Origin of the sequence: Salmonella sp. 741265116_PST, from assembly GCF_046567715.1 — a bacterium.
Taxonomy (GTDB): domain Bacteria; phylum Pseudomonadota; class Gammaproteobacteria; order Enterobacterales; family Enterobacteriaceae; genus Salmonella; species Salmonella enterica.
Window position 1 is genome coordinate 1 of sequence record NZ_JBKFPH010000046.1, and the last position, 19,312, is coordinate 19,312.

The 19,312-nt window shown below is 49.8% G+C and carries 19 protein-coding genes and 1 pseudogene; 9 read left to right on the forward strand and 11 right to left on the reverse strand.

Going from position 1 to position 19,312, the window contains the following annotated elements:
• Window positions 1-592 precede the first annotated feature (592 nt).
• The 4 genes from ACLD11_RS20620 to hypT all read left to right on the forward strand — a co-directional run bounded on the left by ACLD11_RS20620 (window position 593) and on the right by hypT (window position 3,934).
• Window positions 593-1,264 (forward strand): nucleoside recognition domain-containing protein, encoded by a 672-nt coding sequence (locus ACLD11_RS20620; RefSeq protein WP_000068752.1) that lies wholly within the window; start codon window positions 593-595, stop codon window positions 1,262-1,264.
• The gene (locus ACLD11_RS20625) at window positions 1,261-1,722 is read left to right on the forward strand and encodes a YjiG family protein (RefSeq protein WP_000211979.1); all 462 of its coding nucleotides are present in this window, start codon (window positions 1,261-1,263) and stop codon (window positions 1,720-1,722) included. The genes ACLD11_RS20620 and ACLD11_RS20625 overlap by 4 nt, the downstream gene beginning before the upstream one ends.
• A 12-nt stretch (window positions 1,723-1,734) precedes the next feature.
• A complete protein-coding gene (gene iadA, locus ACLD11_RS20630; protein WP_021294479.1) occupies window positions 1,735-2,907 on the forward strand; it encodes a beta-aspartyl-peptidase in 1,173 nt (390 codons plus the stop codon).
• Between the two features lie 118 nt (window positions 2,908-3,025).
• A complete protein-coding gene (gene hypT / locus ACLD11_RS20635) occupies window positions 3,026-3,934 on the forward strand; it encodes a hypochlorite stress DNA-binding transcriptional regulator HypT (protein WP_079965450.1) in 909 nt (302 codons plus the stop codon).
• 5 nt (window positions 3,935-3,939) lie between these two features.
• Here hypT and ACLD11_RS20640 read toward each other — a convergent pair whose 3' ends face one another.
• Window positions 3,940-4,674: an aspartate/glutamate racemase family protein gene (locus ACLD11_RS20640; protein ID WP_079965451.1), complete on the reverse strand. Its 735-nt coding sequence runs from the start codon at window positions 4,672-4,674 to the stop codon at window positions 3,940-3,942.
• A gap of 238 nt (window positions 4,675-4,912) precedes the next feature.
• The gene (locus ACLD11_RS20645) at window positions 4,913-5,443 is read right to left on the reverse strand and encodes an Hcp family type VI secretion system effector (RefSeq protein WP_183059852.1); all 531 of its coding nucleotides are present in this window, start codon (window positions 5,441-5,443) and stop codon (window positions 4,913-4,915) included.
• A 717-nt stretch (window positions 5,444-6,160) separates the two neighbouring features.
• On the opposite strand from ACLD11_RS20645, the gene trpS reads away from it, so the two are divergent.
• Window positions 6,161-7,174, forward strand: coding sequence for a tryptophan--tRNA ligase (gene trpS, locus ACLD11_RS20650; protein WP_411012376.1), 1,014 nt, complete (start codon window positions 6,161-6,163; stop codon window positions 7,172-7,174).
• Here trpS and uxuR read toward each other — a convergent pair whose 3' ends face one another.
• Window positions 7,175-7,948, reverse strand: coding sequence for a Uxu operon transcriptional regulator (uxuR, locus tag ACLD11_RS20655; RefSeq protein WP_183059854.1), 774 nt, complete (start codon window positions 7,946-7,948; stop codon window positions 7,175-7,177). It abuts the gene before it with no gap.
• Between the two features lie 306 nt (window positions 7,949-8,254).
• Between uxuR and ACLD11_RS20660 the strand changes: the two are divergent.
• Window positions 8,255-8,518, forward strand: a pseudogene (locus ACLD11_RS20660) (hypothetical protein); the annotation flags it as partial.
• 4 nt (window positions 8,519-8,522) lie between these two features.
• On the opposite strand, the gene ACLD11_RS20665 reads toward ACLD11_RS20660, so the two are convergent.
• The 3 genes from ACLD11_RS20665 to ACLD11_RS20675 form a co-directional block, all read right to left on the reverse strand.
• Window positions 8,523-8,984 carry a DUF302 domain-containing protein gene (locus tag ACLD11_RS20665; protein WP_183059855.1) on the reverse strand — a complete coding sequence of 154 codons (462 nt, stop codon included), beginning with the start codon at window positions 8,982-8,984 and terminating at the stop codon, window positions 8,523-8,525.
• A gap of 204 nt (window positions 8,985-9,188) precedes the next feature.
• On the reverse strand, window positions 9,189-10,100 hold the full coding sequence (locus ACLD11_RS20670) for an STM4504/CBY_0614 family protein (RefSeq protein ID WP_411012375.1): 912 nt from the start codon (window positions 10,098-10,100) through the stop codon (window positions 9,189-9,191).
• 378 nt (window positions 10,101-10,478) lie between these two features.
• Window positions 10,479-11,087, reverse strand: a complete 609-nt coding sequence (locus ACLD11_RS20675) for a DUF1062 domain-containing protein (RefSeq protein ID WP_183059857.1) — start codon at window positions 11,085-11,087, stop codon at window positions 10,479-10,481.
• 488 nt (window positions 11,088-11,575) lie between these two features.
• On the opposite strand from ACLD11_RS20675, the gene ACLD11_RS20680 reads away from it, so the two are divergent.
• From ACLD11_RS20680 to ACLD11_RS20690, 3 genes are all read left to right on the forward strand, one after another.
• Entirely contained in the window at window positions 11,576-11,833 is a 258-nt protein-coding gene (locus ACLD11_RS20680; RefSeq protein ID WP_001054380.1) for a YjhX family toxin, read from the forward strand.
• 4 nt (window positions 11,834-11,837) lie between these two features.
• Window positions 11,838-13,469: a methyltransferase domain-containing protein gene (locus ACLD11_RS20685; RefSeq protein ID WP_411015314.1), complete on the forward strand. Its 1,632-nt coding sequence runs from the start codon at window positions 11,838-11,840 to the stop codon at window positions 13,467-13,469.
• A 558-nt stretch (window positions 13,470-14,027) separates the two neighbouring features.
• Window positions 14,028-14,744 carry a YebC/PmpR family DNA-binding transcriptional regulator gene (locus tag ACLD11_RS20690; RefSeq protein ID WP_000532939.1) on the forward strand — a complete coding sequence of 239 codons (717 nt, stop codon included), beginning with the start codon at window positions 14,028-14,030 and terminating at the stop codon, window positions 14,742-14,744.
• Between the two features lie 475 nt (window positions 14,745-15,219).
• Here ACLD11_RS20690 and ACLD11_RS20695 read toward each other — a convergent pair whose 3' ends face one another.
• The 5 genes from ACLD11_RS20695 to tnpA form a co-directional block, all read right to left on the reverse strand.
• Window positions 15,220-16,095 carry a phosphorothioated DNA-binding restriction endonuclease gene (locus ACLD11_RS20695; protein WP_411012373.1) on the reverse strand — a complete coding sequence of 292 codons (876 nt, stop codon included), beginning with the start codon at window positions 16,093-16,095 and terminating at the stop codon, window positions 15,220-15,222.
• 350 nt (window positions 16,096-16,445) lie between these two features.
• The gene (locus tag ACLD11_RS20700) at window positions 16,446-16,868 is read right to left on the reverse strand and encodes a FosA7 family fosfomycin resistance glutathione transferase (protein ID WP_411012372.1); all 423 of its coding nucleotides are present in this window, start codon (window positions 16,866-16,868) and stop codon (window positions 16,446-16,448) included.
• Between the two features lie 47 nt (window positions 16,869-16,915).
• On the reverse strand, window positions 16,916-18,454 hold the full coding sequence (gene tnpC / locus ACLD11_RS20705; protein ID WP_411015315.1) for an IS66 family transposase: 1,539 nt from the start codon (window positions 18,452-18,454) through the stop codon (window positions 16,916-16,918).
• A 50-nt stretch (window positions 18,455-18,504) separates the two neighbouring features.
• A complete protein-coding gene (tnpB, locus tag ACLD11_RS20710; protein ID WP_411015316.1) occupies window positions 18,505-18,852 on the reverse strand; it encodes an IS66 family insertion sequence element accessory protein TnpB in 348 nt (115 codons plus the stop codon).
• Window positions 18,849-19,226, reverse strand: coding sequence for an IS66-like element accessory protein TnpA (gene tnpA / locus ACLD11_RS20715; RefSeq protein ID WP_045380308.1), 378 nt, complete (start codon window positions 19,224-19,226; stop codon window positions 18,849-18,851). Before tnpA ends, tnpB begins: the two co-directional genes overlap by 4 nt.
• Window positions 19,227-19,312 lie beyond the last annotated feature (86 nt).

Below are 19,312 nucleotides of genomic sequence, written 5' to 3' on the forward strand. Positions count from 1 at the left end.
TCTATGCTCCTGGGGACTCACTCCCTTGCCGCCTTTAAGCAACTCGAATTATTTGGGGTATATATTCCATTATGATGATTATCGCTGCCTCTCAAATCATCACCATTATAAATAAATCACATCATGAAATTAATTCGATTATTCGTTTTTTATTACCTGCCCGTAGGATTCTTAGGGCGCAAGCTGACCTATCAGCGGCTACTGACCTGACCGTGACAATTCCTCTTAAGGCGTGAAAAATTACAGTAAAAAAGTAAAATTTAGGTTAAAAAATCCTATTTTTTAACAACGATAATTAAGTGGCGTGAAATTGACTAACGTCAAATTTATTTCCCCTTTTTCCTGCTCCCGGCTCTGGCCTGCGTCAACACCTGTTTCTTTGCTTTTTTACCGCGCGTTATACCGTCCACGGTTCCCCGCGCCTCCGGCAGTAGCGAGGATGGTGATTTTTCGCGCTGCTATGCAAGAAACGCATAGCACGATACATACTTGCATTTTGTCCTTACCCTTATGGCTGATAAGGTCTTTCTGTTTCGGGCTTTTTGGCCTGTGGCTACAACCAACACATCATCAAAAAAATTCGGGGATCGCTATGGCGCAACAAGTGGACGGGGCGGCCATGCCGCTTGATACAGAAAAGGTCGGGATAAAGGGATACCTGGCGTTTTTTCTCACCATTATTTTCTTTTCCGGCGTATTTTCCGGAAGCGAAGGCTGGTGGCGCGTTTTTGATTTTACCGTACTCAACGGGTCATTCGGACATGTGACCGGTACGCAGACCTTTCGCGGCGCGGGCGGAACGGGCGCGAAAGATGGCTTCCTTTTTGCGCTGGAGCTGGCACCGTCGGTTATCCTTTCTCTGGGTATCATCGCGATTACGGATGGACTGGGCGGTCTGCGGGCGGCACAGCAACTGATGACGCCCATCCTGAAACCGTTGCTTGGCATTCCCGGTATTTGCTCACTGGCGCTGATCGCCAACCTGCAAAATACCGACGCCGCGGCGGGTATGACCAAAGAGCTGGCGCAGGAAGGTGAAATCACCGAACGCGATAAAGTGATTTTTGCCGCCTGGCAGACCAGCGGCAGCGCTATTATCACCAACTATTTCTCCTCCGGCGTTGCGGTATTCGCCTTTCTGGGAACGTCAGTCATCATTCCGCTGGTGGTCATTCTGCTATTCAAATTTATCGGCGCAAACCTTTTGCGCGTCTGGATTAACATCGAAGAACGCCGTCACCCTGCGCAAGGAGCCCAATCATGACGACTCAGGTACGTAAGAATGTCATGGATATGTTTATCGATGGCGCACGCCGCGGTTTTACCATCGCCACGACCAACCTGTTACCCAATGTGGTCATGGCATTTGTCATTATTCAGGCGCTGAAAATTACCGGTCTGCTCGACTGGGTAGGCCATATCTGCCAGCCCGTGATGGCGTTGTGGGGGCTTCCCGGCGAAGCGGCTACGGTGCTTCTGGCTTCGCTGATGAGTATGGGCGGCGCCGTTGGCGTGGCGGCCAGTCTGGCTACCGCCGGCGCGCTAAGCGGCCACGATGTTACCGTACTACTGCCAGCCATTTACCTGATGGGAAACCCGGTACAGAATGTCGGCCGCTGTCTCGGTACTGCCGAAGTCAACGCCAAATATTACCCGCATATTATCGCAGTCTGCGCCATCAATGCGCTGCTGTCGATCTGGGTCATGCAGCTTATTGTTTAATAAGGAGTTATCATGCCTGATTTATCCGCCGCGGAGTTTACCTTGTTACAGGGTGCGCACCTGTTTGCGCCAGAAGACCGGGGCATCTGCGATGTTCTGCTCGCGAATGGCAAAATTATTGCCGTCGGCGCTGACATCCCCGGCGATATCGTACCGGACTGTGCGGTGATTAATCTTAGCGGTCGTATGCTGTGCCCGGGCTTTATCGACCAACACGTTCATCTGATCGGCGGCGGCGGCGAAGCGGGGCCGACGACGCGGACGCCAGAAGTCTCCCTGAGCCGCCTGACGGAAGCCGGGATAACAACGGTCGTCGGCCTGCTTGGCACCGACTCCGTCAGCCGTCATCCCGCGTCGCTGTTAGCCAAAACGCGAGCGCTAAATGAGGAGGGGATCACCGCCTGGATGCTCACGGGCGCTTATCACGTTCCGTCGCCGACCATTACTGGCTCGGTAGAAAAAGACGTCGCGCTGATCGATCGCGTCATTGGCGTGAAATGCGCAGTCTCCGACCACCGTTCCGCCGCGCCCAGCGGGAATCAACTCGCCAGCATGGCCGCCGAATCACGCGTTGGCGGCCTGCTGGGCGGCAAACCCGGTGTCAGCGTTTTTCATATGGGCAGCAGCAAAAAAGGGTTACAGCCGCTGTATGACATTCTGGAAAACAGCGACGTGCCGATCGGCAAACTACTGCCTACCCACGTCAACCGTAGCGAATCGCTTTTCGAGCAGGCGCTGGCGTTTGCGCTTAAAGGCGGCGTGATCGACATTACCACCAGTATCCCGGATCCCGTCGCGCCGGCGGAGGGCATTGCCAGAGCGGTAAAAGCCGGCGTCCCGCTTTCCCGGGTGACGCTCAGTTCAGACGGCAACGGCAGCCAGCCGCTATTTGACGCTGCCGGAAATCTGACGGGCATCGGCGTCGCGGGCTTCGAAAGCTTGCTGGAGACGTTGCAGACGCTGGTTAACCACTACGGATTCAGCCTGACTGATGCTCTGCGCCCGCTGACGACCAGCGTAGCCGCCTTCCTCAGTCTGGACGGCAAAGGCGAAATCCGTCCCGGTCACGATGCGGATTTGCTCGTCTTTAGCGCAGATTTACGCATTGAGCAGGTGTATGCGCGCGGCAAACGCATGGTTAATGAGGGGAAAGCCTGCGTAAAAGGTACCTTTGAACCGGCGTAATTCCCGCTAGTTTCAGGCTGCCCCATCACGGCATTCTGAAAGAGGACGGGATAAGCGGTTGTCAGCCGCCCGAATGGACGTAGAATGCCCCTTCGGGCGGCTGACAGGATAACGGTAAATGGATGTAACTGGAGCAGGTTTGCACAATATTGAGACAAAATGGCTATATGATTTTCTGACGCTGGAAAAGTGCCGCAATTTCTCTCAGGCCGCCATTATCCGCAACGTATCGCAACCCGCTTTTAGCCGGCGGATTCGCGCCCTGGAACATGCCGTGGGCGTTGAACTGTTTAACCGACAGGTCTCGCCGCTACAGCTTTCCGAACAGGGTAAAATCTTTCACTCCCAGGTTCGCCACCTGTTACAGCAACTGGAAAGTAATCTGACCGAACTGCGCGGCGGCAGCGATTATACGCTGCGTAAAATCAAGATTGCCGCCGCCCACTCGCTCTCCCTCGGCCTGTTACCGACCATCGTTAAGCAGATGCCGACGCAGTTTACCTACGCCGTTGAGGCGATAGATGTCGACCAGGCGGTGGATATGTTACGTGAGGGGCAAAGCGATTTTATCTTTTCTTATCACGATGAAAACCTGCAACAAGCGCCGTTTGATAATATCCGCCTGTTTGAGTCGAGACTGTTTCCGGTTTGCGCCAACAATGGCCGGGGCGAGCCGCGCTATACGCTTGAGCAGCCGCACTTTCCCCTGCTTAATTACAGTCAGAACTCCTATATGGGCCGACTGATAAATCGTACTCTGACTCGCCATGCTGAACTGAGTTTCAGTACATTTTTCGTCTCTTCGATGAGTGAATTGTTAAAACAGGTTGCGATGGACGGCTGCGGAGTCGCCTGGTTGCCCGAGTATGCTATCCGTCAGGAGATTACTGACGGGCGCCTGATAGTGCTTGATGCCGACGAACTGGTTATCCCGATCCAGGCTTATGCTTATCGCATGAATACCCGCATGAGTCAGGTAGCCGAAACATTTTGGCGCGACCTGCGTGGGCTTCAGGCCGCGCTGTAAACACATCAGGCGGTAAGGCGTTGTTCCCCGATCAAAGAGGCGCGGGTGTCTGGCCAGGACTCATACCAACGAATCGCCGCGCGCACCAGCGACGCTGTGGAATCAATCATCGGGCACGCTATCGCGCGTTCATGTCCGGCCACAATAAGCGGAATTTCGGTACACCCCATAATAATTGCCTGAGCGCCACGGGCAATAAGGCTATCGATTTGCGGCAGCAGCAGCGCTTGCGCCGCAGTTTTATCGCCACGTTTAAGCGCATAAATAGCCTGCATTACCAACGCCTGCCCCGCTTCTTCTGGCTGAATTAACGTCAGCCCCCGCGCCAGAGCTTTCTTTTGATATAACCCGGTCGCCAGCGTCGCATTGGTCGCCAGCAGACCAACGTGCCGCGCCGATGGCGGAATATCCCCCAGGGTAGCGTCCAGAATGCTGATCATTCGCGCTTTCGCGACGTTCTGTAAATCATCAAACCAATAATGCGCAGTGTTGCATGGGATAACGATACACTCCGCCCCGGCGTCTTCCAGCATATGCAGATAACGCTCCAGATAACGGTATGGCGAAGGCCCGCCGGATAACAGACATGCTGTACGATCGGGAATATCAGGGATAGAGCTGACAATGAGTGGGATGTGTTGTTGATCACAACTGGCATGTCGTAATTCAACAAATTTTTCCAACATATCCGCCGTTGCCGCAGGTCCCATCCCCCCCAGTATCCCAATGGTGTGTTTCATCGCTTTTCCCGCTTATTTACGTCAAGGTCAGAAACACACTATCAACTTGATGTGTATATAAAAAATGCCGTTTTATTAGCGGCTATGCGTAAAAATCATAACGAGTGTAAAGGCCATGCGCTATCGCCTTTTCAGGCAATCGATTAGTTACATGAGCGCTCATCGACCTTCGCAAGCCGCTAAATGCCATTTCGCTATACCGCATCGCCCACTGCGAGTCCGCAAGCTTGTTTTGTCCTCATCGCCACAGCGCCTGTCGGTGAAGGGGCCGCCGTGTTTTGCTTTTCGACGCTAATGCGGGAATATCCCAGCGAATATGACTATAAACCAAATCCACAGTCTCCATGGCGCTGCCTTCGGCGTCGCCATGATTGCTCATGCGTGAAATCCGCACATTGGTGAGCGTATAAATAATAAATGGCAGCATTGTGCCCTTATCACTACGGCATAATGTCAGCACGCCTTCTTTCACCGTTTTCCCGTTACAATAGTGCTCATAGAGGCCAGGCGTAGCAAGATCGACAGGCTTTGTCAGCGTCAATCCTCCAATATATGTCCCTCTCGCTTCGTCGGACTCCCGTTTCGTCGGGTTGTGGTTGTAAGCAATAATTTCTATTTGGTTTTCGAAACCTTTGATCCGGCTTTCGCCTTCAATACCGTCCAGTTTTAAATAGATGGCGTCCATCCCCCCTCCGTGATTATCATGCGGCAAAGCAGGCTGACAAGGACGGAACGCCAACAATGAAAGAACGTTCCATTTTCCAGCCATTTCATTGGTGTCTCTGTATACCAGATTAAATACCGACAATCTGCTATAACTGGATTCTTGCTAAATACCTTCTGCCATCAACAATCCATTTTACAATAGCGCTACTGACCTGAAATCTATTACGCCAGGCATTCAAGCATCGTTTCCTGAATAACCATAGCCGCTATAAGAACCATATCAAAAAAGAAATATCAATATCATTTCTTATTTTTATCCGAGAAATTACTTAATTCCACAGAATCAGAATATAGACAATTCTTATTCCTTTTCACATCAATGGGTTTTTTAGACTTTTGTCATATCGAAAACAACCATTCCAATAGAACATATTTACCATGTGAATATATTTAATGTTTTTATCGCGCGCAGTGTTATCACAGTAATAAATGATTTGCATCAAAAATGCGCCTTTCAGCGCCACGTATTTTTGGGCAGCAATTTATAAAATCGCGTTTCAAAGTCAGTGACATGTTCTCTGTTCAGGCGATATGACTTTATGCCCGGACGACACGCCAGCCGCTTTACCCTTACGTTTAGTCGTGATACGTTAGACCACATGAACACGAAACGATCCAACGCTACGCAACGTCATCTCCGCTGGTGGCTGCCTTCCTGAAGGCGGCACGGATCACTATCCCTCTTTAAGTAGCCGCCGAAAGGCGGCTACTGTGTTTCGGGACGTCTTTCGGCTTTACAGTAAGCATAAAGGAGTCCTTAATGAACACCCTTCCCATCATTCTGACTGGCGATCGCCCCACCGGCTCGCTGCACCTCGGCCATTATGTCGGTTCACTGCGCCAGCGCGTCGCGCTACAGCAGGATCACCAACAGTATGTCCTGATTGCCGACCTGCAGGGACTCACCGATAACGGCAGTAATCCGCAAAAAATCCGCGATAATATTCCGCAAGTGTTAGCTGACTATCTGGCCGTCGGCATCGATCCCGCGCTAACGACGATCTGCCTGCAATCCGCATTACCCGCCCTCGCTGAATTAACGGTGCTGTATATGAATATTGTTACCGTCGCCCGAGTGGAGCGTAATCCTACGGTAAAAAATGAGATTGCCCAAAAAGGCTTTACCCGTTCCCTGCCGGTCGGGTTCATGGCGTATCCCATTAGCCAGGCGGCAGATATCACCGCCTTTAAGGCCGAAATGGTACCGGTTGGCGACGACCAATTGCCCATGATTGAGCAAACGAATGAGATCGTTCATAAGATGAATCGTCTTTTCTCCTCGCCGGTATTGCGACCCTGTCAGGCGCTCCTGAGCGATACGAGCCGTCTGCCAGGCATTGACGGCAGCGCCAAGATGTCGAAATCGCTCGGCAATACCCTGCTTCTTTCCGCCAGCGAAGAGACCATCCACCGTGCGGCCAGCGCGATGTACACCGATCCCAATCATTTAAAAATTAGCGATCCGGGAAAAATAGAAGGTAACGTCGTCTTTACGTGGCTGGATGCGTTCCATCCGGATAAAGCCAAAGTCGCGGCGATGAAAGCACATTATCAACAAGGCGGATTAGGCGATCGTGTCTGTAAAAATGAGCTGGAGACCTGCCTGCAAGAACTGATCGCGCCAATACGCGAACGACGGGCAACCTTTATTGCAGATAAGGGAATGCTAATGGAATTGCTGAAAAAAGGTAGCGAGCGGGCGCATGAGGTCACTCAAAAGACGCTACAGGAGGTAAAACGTGGACTGGGTCTGCCCACGCTATTCCAGGTATAATCAGGCATTAACGTTGTCCAGTGGCCATGACTCAAACAGATAGCCATCAAAGTAGATGTCATCAACATTGGAAAACTCCAGCAGACGCTGCTTCACGTTTTCCAGGTGCTGCCACATCGCCAGCTTCGCTGCGCGGGCGTCTTTCTTAATTAACGCCGCGAGGATCTGCTTATGATCGACCAGCCACTCCTTACGGTAAAGCGTATCGCCCAGATGGCTATGAAGCTGGAGCCACATCGGATTATTTTCACGCCATTGCCAGGACTGACGGAAGAGCTCTACCAACATACTGTTATGGGTCGCTTCGGCAATGGCCAGATGAAACTGCATATCGCCGCTTTCTGAGCCACCCGGCGCGCTGGAGGCAAGCTCTCGCTCTTCCAGTTGTAACGCCTGGCGCATTTTAATGATGTCCTCGCGGGTGGCCTGCAGAGCGGCAAATTCAGCGATATTGCTTTCCAGCAACTGACGCGCCTGTAACAGTTCAAACGGCCCGGCGTCATTACAGTGATTGACGTCAGCGCCTTCCATCTCGTTATTATCCGCGCTGTCGAGCACGTAGATCCCGGCGCCGCGGCGGACTTCAACCAGACCTTTAATTTCCAGCATGATCAGCGCTTCACGCACGACGGTACGCGTCACATTGAGCCTCTCAGCGATCTCTCTTTCCGGCGGCAAGCGCTCCCCGGGGCGGTACGGTGTCTGAACAATCAGATCGCGTATCATTGCGCCCACTTCCTGGTAAGGTCTTTGCTGAGAAGCGTTTGATTTCATATTGGTCGTGCCCGTCCGATGCGATTTCCCGGTATCAGACTATAGCATTTGTAAAGAGGGATAGCACGCGTAGCACACCAAAAACGCGAAACTGGTCAACCAACAAAACAATAATGCGCCCCGTTTCGCTAGTGAAGTCAGATGAAAGAAAAGGCAATAGACAATACACGACTGATGTTCCACCTTTAGCCCTGATTCCTGAATATGAACATCATATTGGTTTACCAATATAAAATTTATCAACCAAAAATCACGCCATAAAATGTGTCTGTACATTGACAGGAACAACGCCTCTGACATAGCGTGATCGGCGAAAATCCAGCCGCTCTCTTTGTATCAAGAACGCGTTATGATAAAAGTTTTCGCCCAGGCGTATCCGGGGGGAGCAACGCCTCCAGTCTGTCGAGCCGCCATCACCGGGCAGCGATTATTCTGCATGAAATTTATGGTATTAACGCTCATATCCAACGCGCAGGCCATGAATGGATGACGCGCGGATTCGACATCTATATTCCCACGCTGCTTTCTCCCCATTCCCCTTTCGCTATGAACGACAGAGGCCAGATTTTCAGCTTTAATGGAGACTTTTTTCAACGAGCTGTTCCAGTTTTTTCAAAGCCTGTATGGCTGCGGCATCAAGACCATAACGTTGCAGCGTTTCGGCGGGATGATAACTGACCAACGTTCGCCCATCGGCTTGCTGGCTAATGAGCACCCGAAACGGTAAATCCAGCGCCAGTTCGGGATGCGCCAGCATAAGAGGCGTTCCGCCTTTAGGATTGCCAAAAACCAGAACCGTTGTCGGCGGCATTTTCAGGTTAACATTCTGTGCCGCTCTGGCATGGTCAAATTCCCCAAATAACACCAGACCGTGATCGGCGATAGCGTGCATCAACCGCGACCTGGTCTGCAAATAGTCATAAGCGCTGTAGGTTTTAACCATGGTTATCGATCCATCCTCCGTTGCAAAGCCAGGCCTTATTAAGATTAACATCAAGGTTACCGCCAGTAAAAAAGGCTTTAAAATAGTGCTCATTCTTCTCTCTCCCTGCCCCAATACCCATGAGTAAATGCGACACAGATGATATACGGTTTAAAAATCAGTCATCGTACTGTACCCCTTATTGTTGCATTGAACAGCTCATCACTAAAAAAGCAGACGGCAGAACAAAAAATTCCGACGTCAGAACAAATTTAAATAACGATGATGCAGTCTGACTGAGCGACAGCGCTATCATTATTATGGCGCAACACCATCTTCTTCAGCCCGCTGGGTAAGAAAAAATATACTTCGCTCAGTAAGATAATAGATACTACAGGCCAACTCTTCAGAGATACGGAGCATCATTGCGTAGTGATGATGCGACTTTTCTGGCGCCATCGGCAGAAATATTTCTGACTCCAGCACATTATTTAAAAAATGAAATTTATGTGCATATTCAGCAGATATAACGCCTCTCGCCATCAGGTTAGCCATTAGTGTATTTAAACTATCTTGTTCATGATATACGATATTTTTTCTCTCATGAATTCTGATAAGAACGCTTCTGAAGACTGCATAACACTCCCTTACGACACAGGCAAAATCATTAAGCATCAGGCGATTATAGGCTTCCATAAGATCATATTCGACAAAGCCATACTCTCCAGGGGAGTACAAATAATAACATATATTTTTAAGCCGTTTTATTCTGCGCAATCTTACGATTCTACCATTTTCATATCGATATTTTAAACTATGCTCATGAAATATATTATTTAATTCGCTAATCGCCTTATCCGGTTCTAACCCAAGCGTAACTTCATAGGTCCGAAGGTAGGTATCTATATAGTTAAAAGCAAGCTCAATGGTATCAATATGCTTTCTTTTATCATCTGTTTTTAATAACAGATTACTCATTTCATCCAGATATGACGTTGAATGCGCATATAAGGTGAATAAGCCATACTCTTTGCGCAACGTTTTACATATTCTTCGATAAACTTCGTCAGAATGACTATTATGATAGCAGTATAATGTCATATCATAAAAAGAGGAGCAATTTCCTAGCGTATTGATAATCAATAAGATTATTTGCTCGCGTATTTCTAACGAAATATCTTCATATAACAGATCGCTATGCCTTAGTGAGTATGGTCTAAAGGTGTGCATTCCTCCCCCTGTAACCGCAACAGAACAAATTACGCTATGGATAGCATCACATTACTCTAATTCAGTGATTCGGGTATTAATATCAGCTCAACAGTGAGACACTTTTTCTTATTTTTTAATTGTGTTGAGTTAATATTTGTTTACTTTACAGATAATTATAACTTATCGCCCTTTTTCATTCTGCTGGCTTGCGCAAAGAACCCATAGAACATCATCACTGGTGCGAAAATCTGGATTATCCGTGGCGATTCAGTCTTCACTGAATGCCACAGACAAGGGTTATTCAACTAAAGCTCACCTGTCCCTTAGTCCTTCTTTCATTCCGTTACGTCGCTGCCATACCAGCACACTTAAACGTATAAGGTGAGCTTATTATTTTTATCGACGGGTCAGAACAATCCTTCGCCGGTCATACAGTGTTTCAACTGAGAGCTGCAAATCATATTTCGCATTCTTCAGTTTTCGCGATTTAAGCATTTTCATCGTGACGCCACTTATTTGCCCTGTTTCAATCCGTCTCTTGATTTCGGTTGCGCTTAACAGGAGTTGCCTCTTCAAAATCGACAGCAAGCTGACCTGAAAAGAACGGGAAATCCTGACGCTAACACTGACCTGCTTGTGGGAGGCGATACTGACCAGCCACCGTTCCTGAATGTGAAAATCAGGCTGCCCCGATAATTCAGCATTATTTCGCTTCAGGATCGCGTTGTCATAAGCAAAATATTGCACCGTGGCAGCATCATTCGCCATCAGTCGGCAATAAAGATCGCGGTTAATTTTGCTGACTGGCAGGCGCGAGAACAGGGAGATATTCCAGGTGTAATCGCAGTGTGTACATTTATAGATACTCCAGACATCGAGTACCTTCTTTTGCGAATTAACCCGAAATGCCCCAGAAGGCGTGAAGTCCCGTTTTACGCTGCATGAAGGGCAACGTTTCGCTATGCGCTGATACCCCACAGGAGTGACAGTCCATATGACTTTCATAACGTACCTTTTTTAACCCATACAAAACCGGATCCGAACTCAGCGGACCATAAATGTTTGTGTATGAAAAATATTTAAGTGATATTTTTCAGTGGGTTAAAAAAAAGATTTCCAACGCAACAACCCTGTCAATGGCTAAAAAGATACGCCGAGATTATCAAAGCGGCCATTATCGGGTATATGAGTTTAATCAATATTCATTATGGTAGCGGCGGGATCTATTCAACTGACTTGCTAAACGCATGATCCTCCCTTTGAGATCACACTTTTCACTCCCGGTTATTCACTTACAGAAATCAGGTGTTATCATTCACGACGTAAATACCTTTCAACTCAACCCGAGGCTTTGATGCTGGAGAATGTCATCATCTGATAATCAGTTCCCCGACCTTTTCAGGCCGGACTGATTATCAATGCGCCGAAATCGAATGCGGACACCGCAGTGTGTTTGCACGTTTTGCCTATGATGATTAAACAGGTTCTTCAGTATGAATTTATCCCGTCAGGAACAACGTACCTTACACGTTCTCGCTAAAGGCGGACGCATTACGCACATCCGCGATGCGTCAGGCCGCGTCACCGCCGTTGAATGCTATAGCCGCGAAGGGCTGTTGCTCGCCGATTGCACGCTCGCTGTATTCAAAAAACTCAAAACCAAAAAGCTGATCAAATCCGTTAACGGTCAGCCCTACCGCATTAATACAACCGGGCTGAACAACGTTCGCGCCCAGCCTGACAATCGCTAAGGAGATGATGATGGATATCAGCGCCGTTATTTTTGCAACGCATCGCATTCGGCTATTACCCGATGAAGGCAAAATCCCCTGGGACGAGCCAGCCTTCAGTCAACGTATGCTGGAAAATCATCTGTCGCAGGACCACGACTGGGCCAGCCGCCGGCTAACCGTGATTGAGCAACAAGTAACATGGATTACCCGTCAGTTACCCGCTGGCACCCGCATTCTGGATCTCGGCTGTGGACCCGGTTTTTATACTCGCCTGTTAGCGGAGCGTGGGTTTCACTGCACAGGCGTAGATTTCTCTCCGGCATCCATCACATGGGCTCGCCAGCAGGCGCAAGCCGCAAACCTGAATATTGACTACATTCAGCAGGATATTCGTACATACCACCCCACGGAACCTTTTGATTTCATTATGATGACGTTTGGGGAACTGAATGTCTTTAGCGCTGCTGATGCGCAAAGCCTCATCAGTCATTGCGCGCAGTGGTTGAAACCGGATGGCAAACTGCTTGTTGAAGTGCATACCTTCGATGAAGTTAAACGCCAGGGCATGGCGCAGCCAGGCTGGCAGCGTTGTCCGCACGGCCTGTTTCTTGCCGAGCCTCATCTGCTGTTAACGGAAAATGCCTGGGATGAAGAGGCCCAAACCAGCTCAACGCAGTTCTGGGCGATAGCGGAAAACGGCTGTACCACCCGTTTCGGCAGTCAAATGAAGGCCTGGCGCGATGATGAATATATCAGCCTGCTTGGTGATGCTGGCTTCACTGTGTTGCAGCGCCCGGACAGTCACACCTGGCCGGTCGGCGAGACTTTTGTAGGCAAGCTGTTTGCGCTGCTGGCTGAAAAAGCCCCTCCCGCTGAGGGAATCGCCCTCAGTAAAAGGAATAACCCAATGGATATCCCACGTATTTTTACCATTAGCGAAAGCGAACACCGTATCCATAATCCGTTTACAGCGGAAAAGTACGCCACACTGGGCCATGCGTTACGCATGAAGCCAGGCACGCGGATTCTCGATCTCGGTAGCGGTTCGGGTGAGATGCTCTGCACCTGGGCTCGCGATTACGGTGTTACAGGTACTGGGATTGATATAAGCCCGCTCTTCACCACACAGGCAAAACAACGTGCAGAAGAGCTCGGCGTCAGTGAATACGTACATTTTATTCATAACGACGCGGCCGGTTATATCGACGAGGAAAAATATGACGTAGCGGCCTGCGTAGGCGCTACCTGGATTGCGGGCGGTGTCGCGGGAACAATAGATCTGCTGGCCAAAAGCCTCAAACCTGGCGGGCTCATTCTCATCGGTGAACCGTACTGGCGTCAGATCCCCGCAACGGAAGAGATCGCCCACGCCTGTGGCGTCTCATCCGTCGCCGATTTTCGTCCCCTGCCCGAGCTGGTCGCCTTTTTCGACCAACTCGGCTATGACGTAGTGGAAATGGTGCTGGCGGACCCGCAAGGCTGGGACAGATATGAAGCCGCGAAGTGGATGACCATGCGCCGCTGGCTGGAGGAAAACCCTGACGATGAGTTTGCGCAAGAGGTTCGAACAGAACTGACGGTAGCCCCCAAACGTCACGTCACCTGGACGCGAGAATACTTTGGCTGGGGCGTATTTGCGTTAATCGAGCGATAACGTGAAGCAGGAGGTATAGCCTACAAGAGGTATACCTCCATTTAAAAGTATGCAACAAATTAACGCGGCTCAAGGCGGGAATATATCGTCTTAGAGACTATCCCACCAGGCGTTATTGGCGCAGCCAGTTTGGACACGGACAGCGCGCAAAAACCGGAGCGTACACGTAGTACGTGAGGATTTTGAGCACTGCCCAGGTCCAAAATGGCAAGTAAAATAGCCCTAATGGGATAGGCTCTTAATTTCGCCATTAAGTTTCGCCACAATATGTCGCAAGACGTGCAAGCGTTCCACCTCACCTGATGAGCGAAACCACCATCAATAAGACGTTATTGCTGCGATTCAATTATTAAAAATAAAAAAAGAACCAGAAGAAAATTAAAAAATGACTTACCCACCATATTAGCCATTGTTAAAATCAAAGTAATCCCCCGTAAAAGCTGGATGTTTTTATTTCTCATAGACGAGAATTTATATATTATGATATAATGCGGTAGAAAAACATGCAGGTTATTAACCTGCCATTAATGTAAATAATTTTTTGAGGAGATGTTTCCAGTGGGACGTAAATGGGCAAATATTGTTGCTAAAAAAACGGCTAAAGACGGTGCAACGTCTAAAGTATATGCAAAATTTGGAGTAGAAATCTATGCTGCGGCTAAACAAGGTGAACCAGACCCGGAATCAAACTCAGCTTTAAAATTCGTTATTGAACGTGCGAAACAAGCACAGGTTCCAAAACATGTTATTGATAAAGCCATTGATAAAGCCAAAGGTGGCGGAGATGAAACGTTCGTGCAAGGGCGTTATGAAGGCTTTGGACCAAATGGTTCAATGGTTATCGCTGAAACGTTGACATCTAATGTTAACCGTACGATTGCTAATATCCGCACAATTTTTAATAAAAAAGGCGGGAATATCGGAGCGGCAGGTGCTGTCAGCTATATGTTTGACAATACTGGAGTGATTGTATTTAAAGGAACAGACCCTGACCATATTTTTGAAATTTTGCTTGATGCTGAAGTTGATGTTCGTGATGTAACCGAAGAAGAAGGAAACATCGTTATTTATACTGAAGCTACAGACCTGCACAAAGGAATTGCAGCGCTAAAAGCAGCTGGAATTACTGAATTTTCAACAACAGAATTAGAAATGATTGCTCAATCAGAAGTTGAACTTTCACCAGAAGATTTAGAAATCTTTGAAGGACTTGTTGATGCCCTTGAAGATGATGATGATGTGCAAAAAGTATATCATAACGTTGCAAACCTCTAATTATAAATTAAACAAATCTGTCTCTATGGCAGATTTGTTTAATTTATAAAGCTGTTATAAAAAAGTCTATCTGGCCAGATATATAGATTTTTAAATTTATGTCTTATCACGACCTGATCTGACACATAGCATTGAAAGATTGAGAGTTACCGGTTTTGATATGGTGTCAAATCCTTATATAAAACATGAGGTAATTTTCATGCTTCATACGACGAATCCCGTCAGCAAGGCTAAGCAAAAGCCAGCAATATCGGGTTGCTTACAATCTCCCTGTGCTCTTTAAGGCACCGCCCTTATAAATTCTGCTTGTGCTCATGATGGCTCATCTGGCGCTCTACGCGTCGCTTGACCATAGGTGTGACTCCACCAGCGCGCTACAGACCATAGTGCGAGAACCGTGGCCGATTACTTTGATGCCTTTGATGTGATTCTGTTTTTAGCAGATAACGTATACCTCACTCAAAATCCCCCCAGATCAATGTCCTCTTCTGAACACCTCCCTCTTGTGCCATTCCACAAACCGTTCACCCGGATAATTTTCTTTCATCTGCGGCAACGCGATCTCTTTCCCCGCAAAATCCCAGAACAGCCGCTGTACCACCCCGCCACCATTCACCGCGTCGGAAACCACCACGCGCATATTTTCATCCAGACCAATCGAACCACGATCGAACGCTTTATGATGAATTGCGCACAACGCCAGGCCATTAGGCACTTCACAAGGGCCATGATGCTGCTTCCATCTGATATGGGCTGCTTCAAGGGCTATAGGGGCGTTGTCGTGGCGCATATTGAAGCCGCAGACCGCACACTGATAATTGTAAGCTCGTAGCACCGCCTGGCGGAACTTCGGATCGCGTTGACGGAGAGAGGTGCGAATATCAAAACCCATCTCGTCAGCGATGTCTTCCTGAATACTGGTCGGAAAATGCGCCTCAAGGATCTGCTGCGCTAGCGTGTCGATTAGCTTACGTTTTTTTGTTACCAGCGCGAAATTGTCGACATCAAACCCACCAGCAACATTATATTCAATGAGTTCACGTTTAGGTGGCTGGCGGCTACCGCTGGTTGAGCATAATTCCGCGTTTTGCAATTCCCAGAAACCATCGCCCTTCAAACGCCAGAACGGCATATCCGGGCGCTGTTCACGGCGCTGTGGCCCATAGCGCTCCAGCAAATCCAGCAATTGCTCATGAATTTCAGAACCATAATCAAACAGGCGATCGTGGCCCTGCCGATAGTGCGAGAGGACATATAACAGCAATAACGGCTTATGCGGCGCTCGCTGTTCGCCTTTGTGCCAAATAGTAATATTTGATATCGCTTGCTTTAGGGTTTTGTCAGAGGTCATTACGTTGAAGAATCCATGAGCACATAGTTGCGATGATGCTCGCAACTATATGTACATTCAAGACATTATTGCAGACATACTTTTTGTCTGTCGGCTCTGTCCTGATGGTTAGCATGCTGATAACAACGGAAAAAACACAGCGCTCAACCGAGAAAGGTAGGTAACTTCTGGATTTCAGGCATAAAAAAGACCTAAGTTGAGGTCCATTTATATGCTTTTGGTGTGAAGGGCGGACTTGCCTTTAGGTTCAATGTATTGAAAATTGATGGATTTTTAGAATTTACTTTGGGGGTTGCCACAGAATGGGACATAAAATTGAATGCTGGGTGGAAGATCACAAAGTTGTGTGATTATTTTCCAGGTCCGAAACGGATTCCAGAGTAAGGCTTTTCCCGGCATTGCGCCAGTCGAGATGCTAAATCTCCCACATGTAGCTCCAGCTTGTGGCCATCCGGATCAAGAAAATAGAAAGATTGCCCTTCGCTTTTATTGTCTTTCCAGACCGTCACTCCCGCCTGTTTCAGCTTACACGAGAACGGCTCAAAATCCTCTGGCGCAATGCTGAATGCGTAGTGGGTGTAGTCACTTTCCTGCGGGGCCACGTAGTTACGGGATACGTCGTAAGAAAGGCAGACCCAAAGGTCGCCACAGGTAAGGTAAGCGCCAGTATCCCACTCAGCATGTAGCTGCAACCCCAGCAAATCGCGCCAGAAGGTCAGGCTAGTTTGCAAATTACTGACAGCAAGCGTTAAGTGGTTCAGAGATTGAAGCATAGGGATACCTGTAAGCGTACAGCGAGAACCGTATTGACGAGTACAGGCTATTTGGAAGGCAGTATGACCCGCCACGGCAGCAGTTCACCGACCCGGTTTACCGGCCAGTCAGCAATGACGTCAAGGATATGGTGAAGGTAGCGTTCTGGATCTACTCCATTCAGTTTGCACGTTCCGATCAGGCTGTACAGCAACGCTCCCCGCTCACCACCGTGGTCTGAGCCGAAGAACAGGAAGTTTTTACGCCCCAGACTGACCATCCGCAGCGCATTTTCAGCGATGTTGTTATCCGCTTCCACCCAGCCGTCGTCTGCATAGTACGTCAGCGCCGGCCACTGGTTCAGCGCATACACGAACGCCTTCGCCAGTTCTGAGTGTCGCGACAGGGTTTTCACTTTTTCACGCAGCCAGTTTTCCAGTGAGTTAAGAAGCGCTTTCGTTTTCAACTGGCGTTCGGCAAGCCGCTGTTCTGCTGGCATTCCCCTGATATCCGCTTCGATGGCATACAACTCTCCGATCCGTTTTAGCGCTTCCTCTGTCAGGGCTGACGGGGTACGAACGTGAACATCGTGGATTTTCCGTCGTGCATGTGCCCAACAGGCGGCTTCCTTTATCTGCCCGTCACGGTACAGCTCATTGAACCCCGCATACGCATCCGCCTGCAGCACTCCTCTGAAGCCGGCAAGATGGCTCTGTGGATGGATGCCCTTTCTGTCCGGGCTGTAAGTGAACCAGACTGCCGGTGCCAGAGTTGACCCGGCGTTGCGGTCATCACGAACGTACGTCCATAAGCGTCCGGTCTTCGTCTTCTTATTGCCCGGCAACAGCACCGGGACAGGCGTATCGTCGGCATGGAGCTTGCCATCGGTCAGTACATAGGCCTGAAGAGCCTCTTCCAGCGGTGCCAGCAGACGACAACACGCATCCACCCAGCCCGACAGCAGTGAGCGACTCAGCTCCACGCCCTGACGACCGTATATTTCAGACTGGCGATACAGCGGTGTGTGTTCTGCATACTTTGACGCCAGTACGCGGGCCAGCAGCCCCGGTCCTGCTATACCCCGCTCGATGGGGCGCGAAGGCGCCGGGGCCTGAACGATGCGATCGCACCGACGACAGGCATGCTTTTCGCGTACTGTCCGGATAACCCGGAAGGCGCTGCGCATCAGCTCCAGCTGTTCGGCGGCATCCTCACCCAGGTAACTCAGCGAACCACCGCACTCCGGGCAACAGGACTCTGCGGGGAACAACCGCTTTTCATCACGGGGAAGTGATTCGGGGAACGGTTTACGGGTGCGGGTCTGACGCAGCGGGCGCTGCACCGCCGGATCATCAACCCGACCCGTCAGCGTATCGCTTTCCTGCTGAAGCCGGGTCAGGTCAGCCTCCATCTGTGCGATACGGCGGGATACCTTTTCGGAACGACTGCCGAAGTTCATCCGGCGGAGTTTATCCAGTTGCGCCTGCAGATGGTCTATTTCGCGTTCCCGGTCGGCCAGCTTTTCCAGCAGGGCGCGGTTCAGCGCTTCCTGTTCGGCCAGGCGCTGTTTCAGCAGAAGGATGTTGTCAGAAGAGGTGTCGTTCATAAGCCCGTATTTTACCAGGCTTATTCTGCGACAACCAGGATTAAAGAGCGCTACAGCATGGTCAGGGACGTCAGTAACCGCTTTGGCTGTCGCCAGTCGATACCTTCCATCAGCATCGCCAGCTGCGCCGGGGTCAGGAACACTTTGCCATCGCGGGCTGAGGGCCAGGCGAAGCGGCCGCGCTCCAGCCGTTTGGTCAGCAGGCACAGCCCGTCACTGGTGGACCACAGCAGTTTGACCTGACTGCCGCTGCGTCCCCGGAAGATGAAGACGTGGCCGGACATCGGATCATCTTTCAGCGCCGTCTGCACCTTTGCGGCGAGACCATTGAAGCCGTTGCGCATGTCGGTGATACCGGCAACCAGCCAGATTTTAGTGCCTGAAGGTAGCGGGATCATCGCTTCAGTTCCTGTATCAGCAGAGCCAGGAACGTTTCGCTGACAGTGCCGTTGAGGCGAAGCGTCCCGTGCCGGAACGTTACCTCACAGCTGATACTGAGCCCCGGGTCTTCTGCGAGCGATTCTGGCTGTACGGCAGTGGCATCGAGAGTCACAGGAAGTAGCTGAGGACTCTCTGAGGAAGGTAACAGTAGCTTTCCGTCGCGCCACTGCTGGCGCCATTTAAATAACAAATTGGCGTTGATGCCGTTTTCAAGCGCCAGTTTTGAGATGGATATTCCGGGTTTGCAGGAGGCAGCAACGAGCTGCTGCTTAAACTCAGGAGAATAATTAGGGCAGCCCTTACGCCTGCCGGGAGTCACATTTTTCTGCATATCTGACACTTTGGTTCCCACTACTTATTTGGTGGACACCACTTTGTCGGATACATCAGATTATGACCAGACGGTTCGCGCTGTAC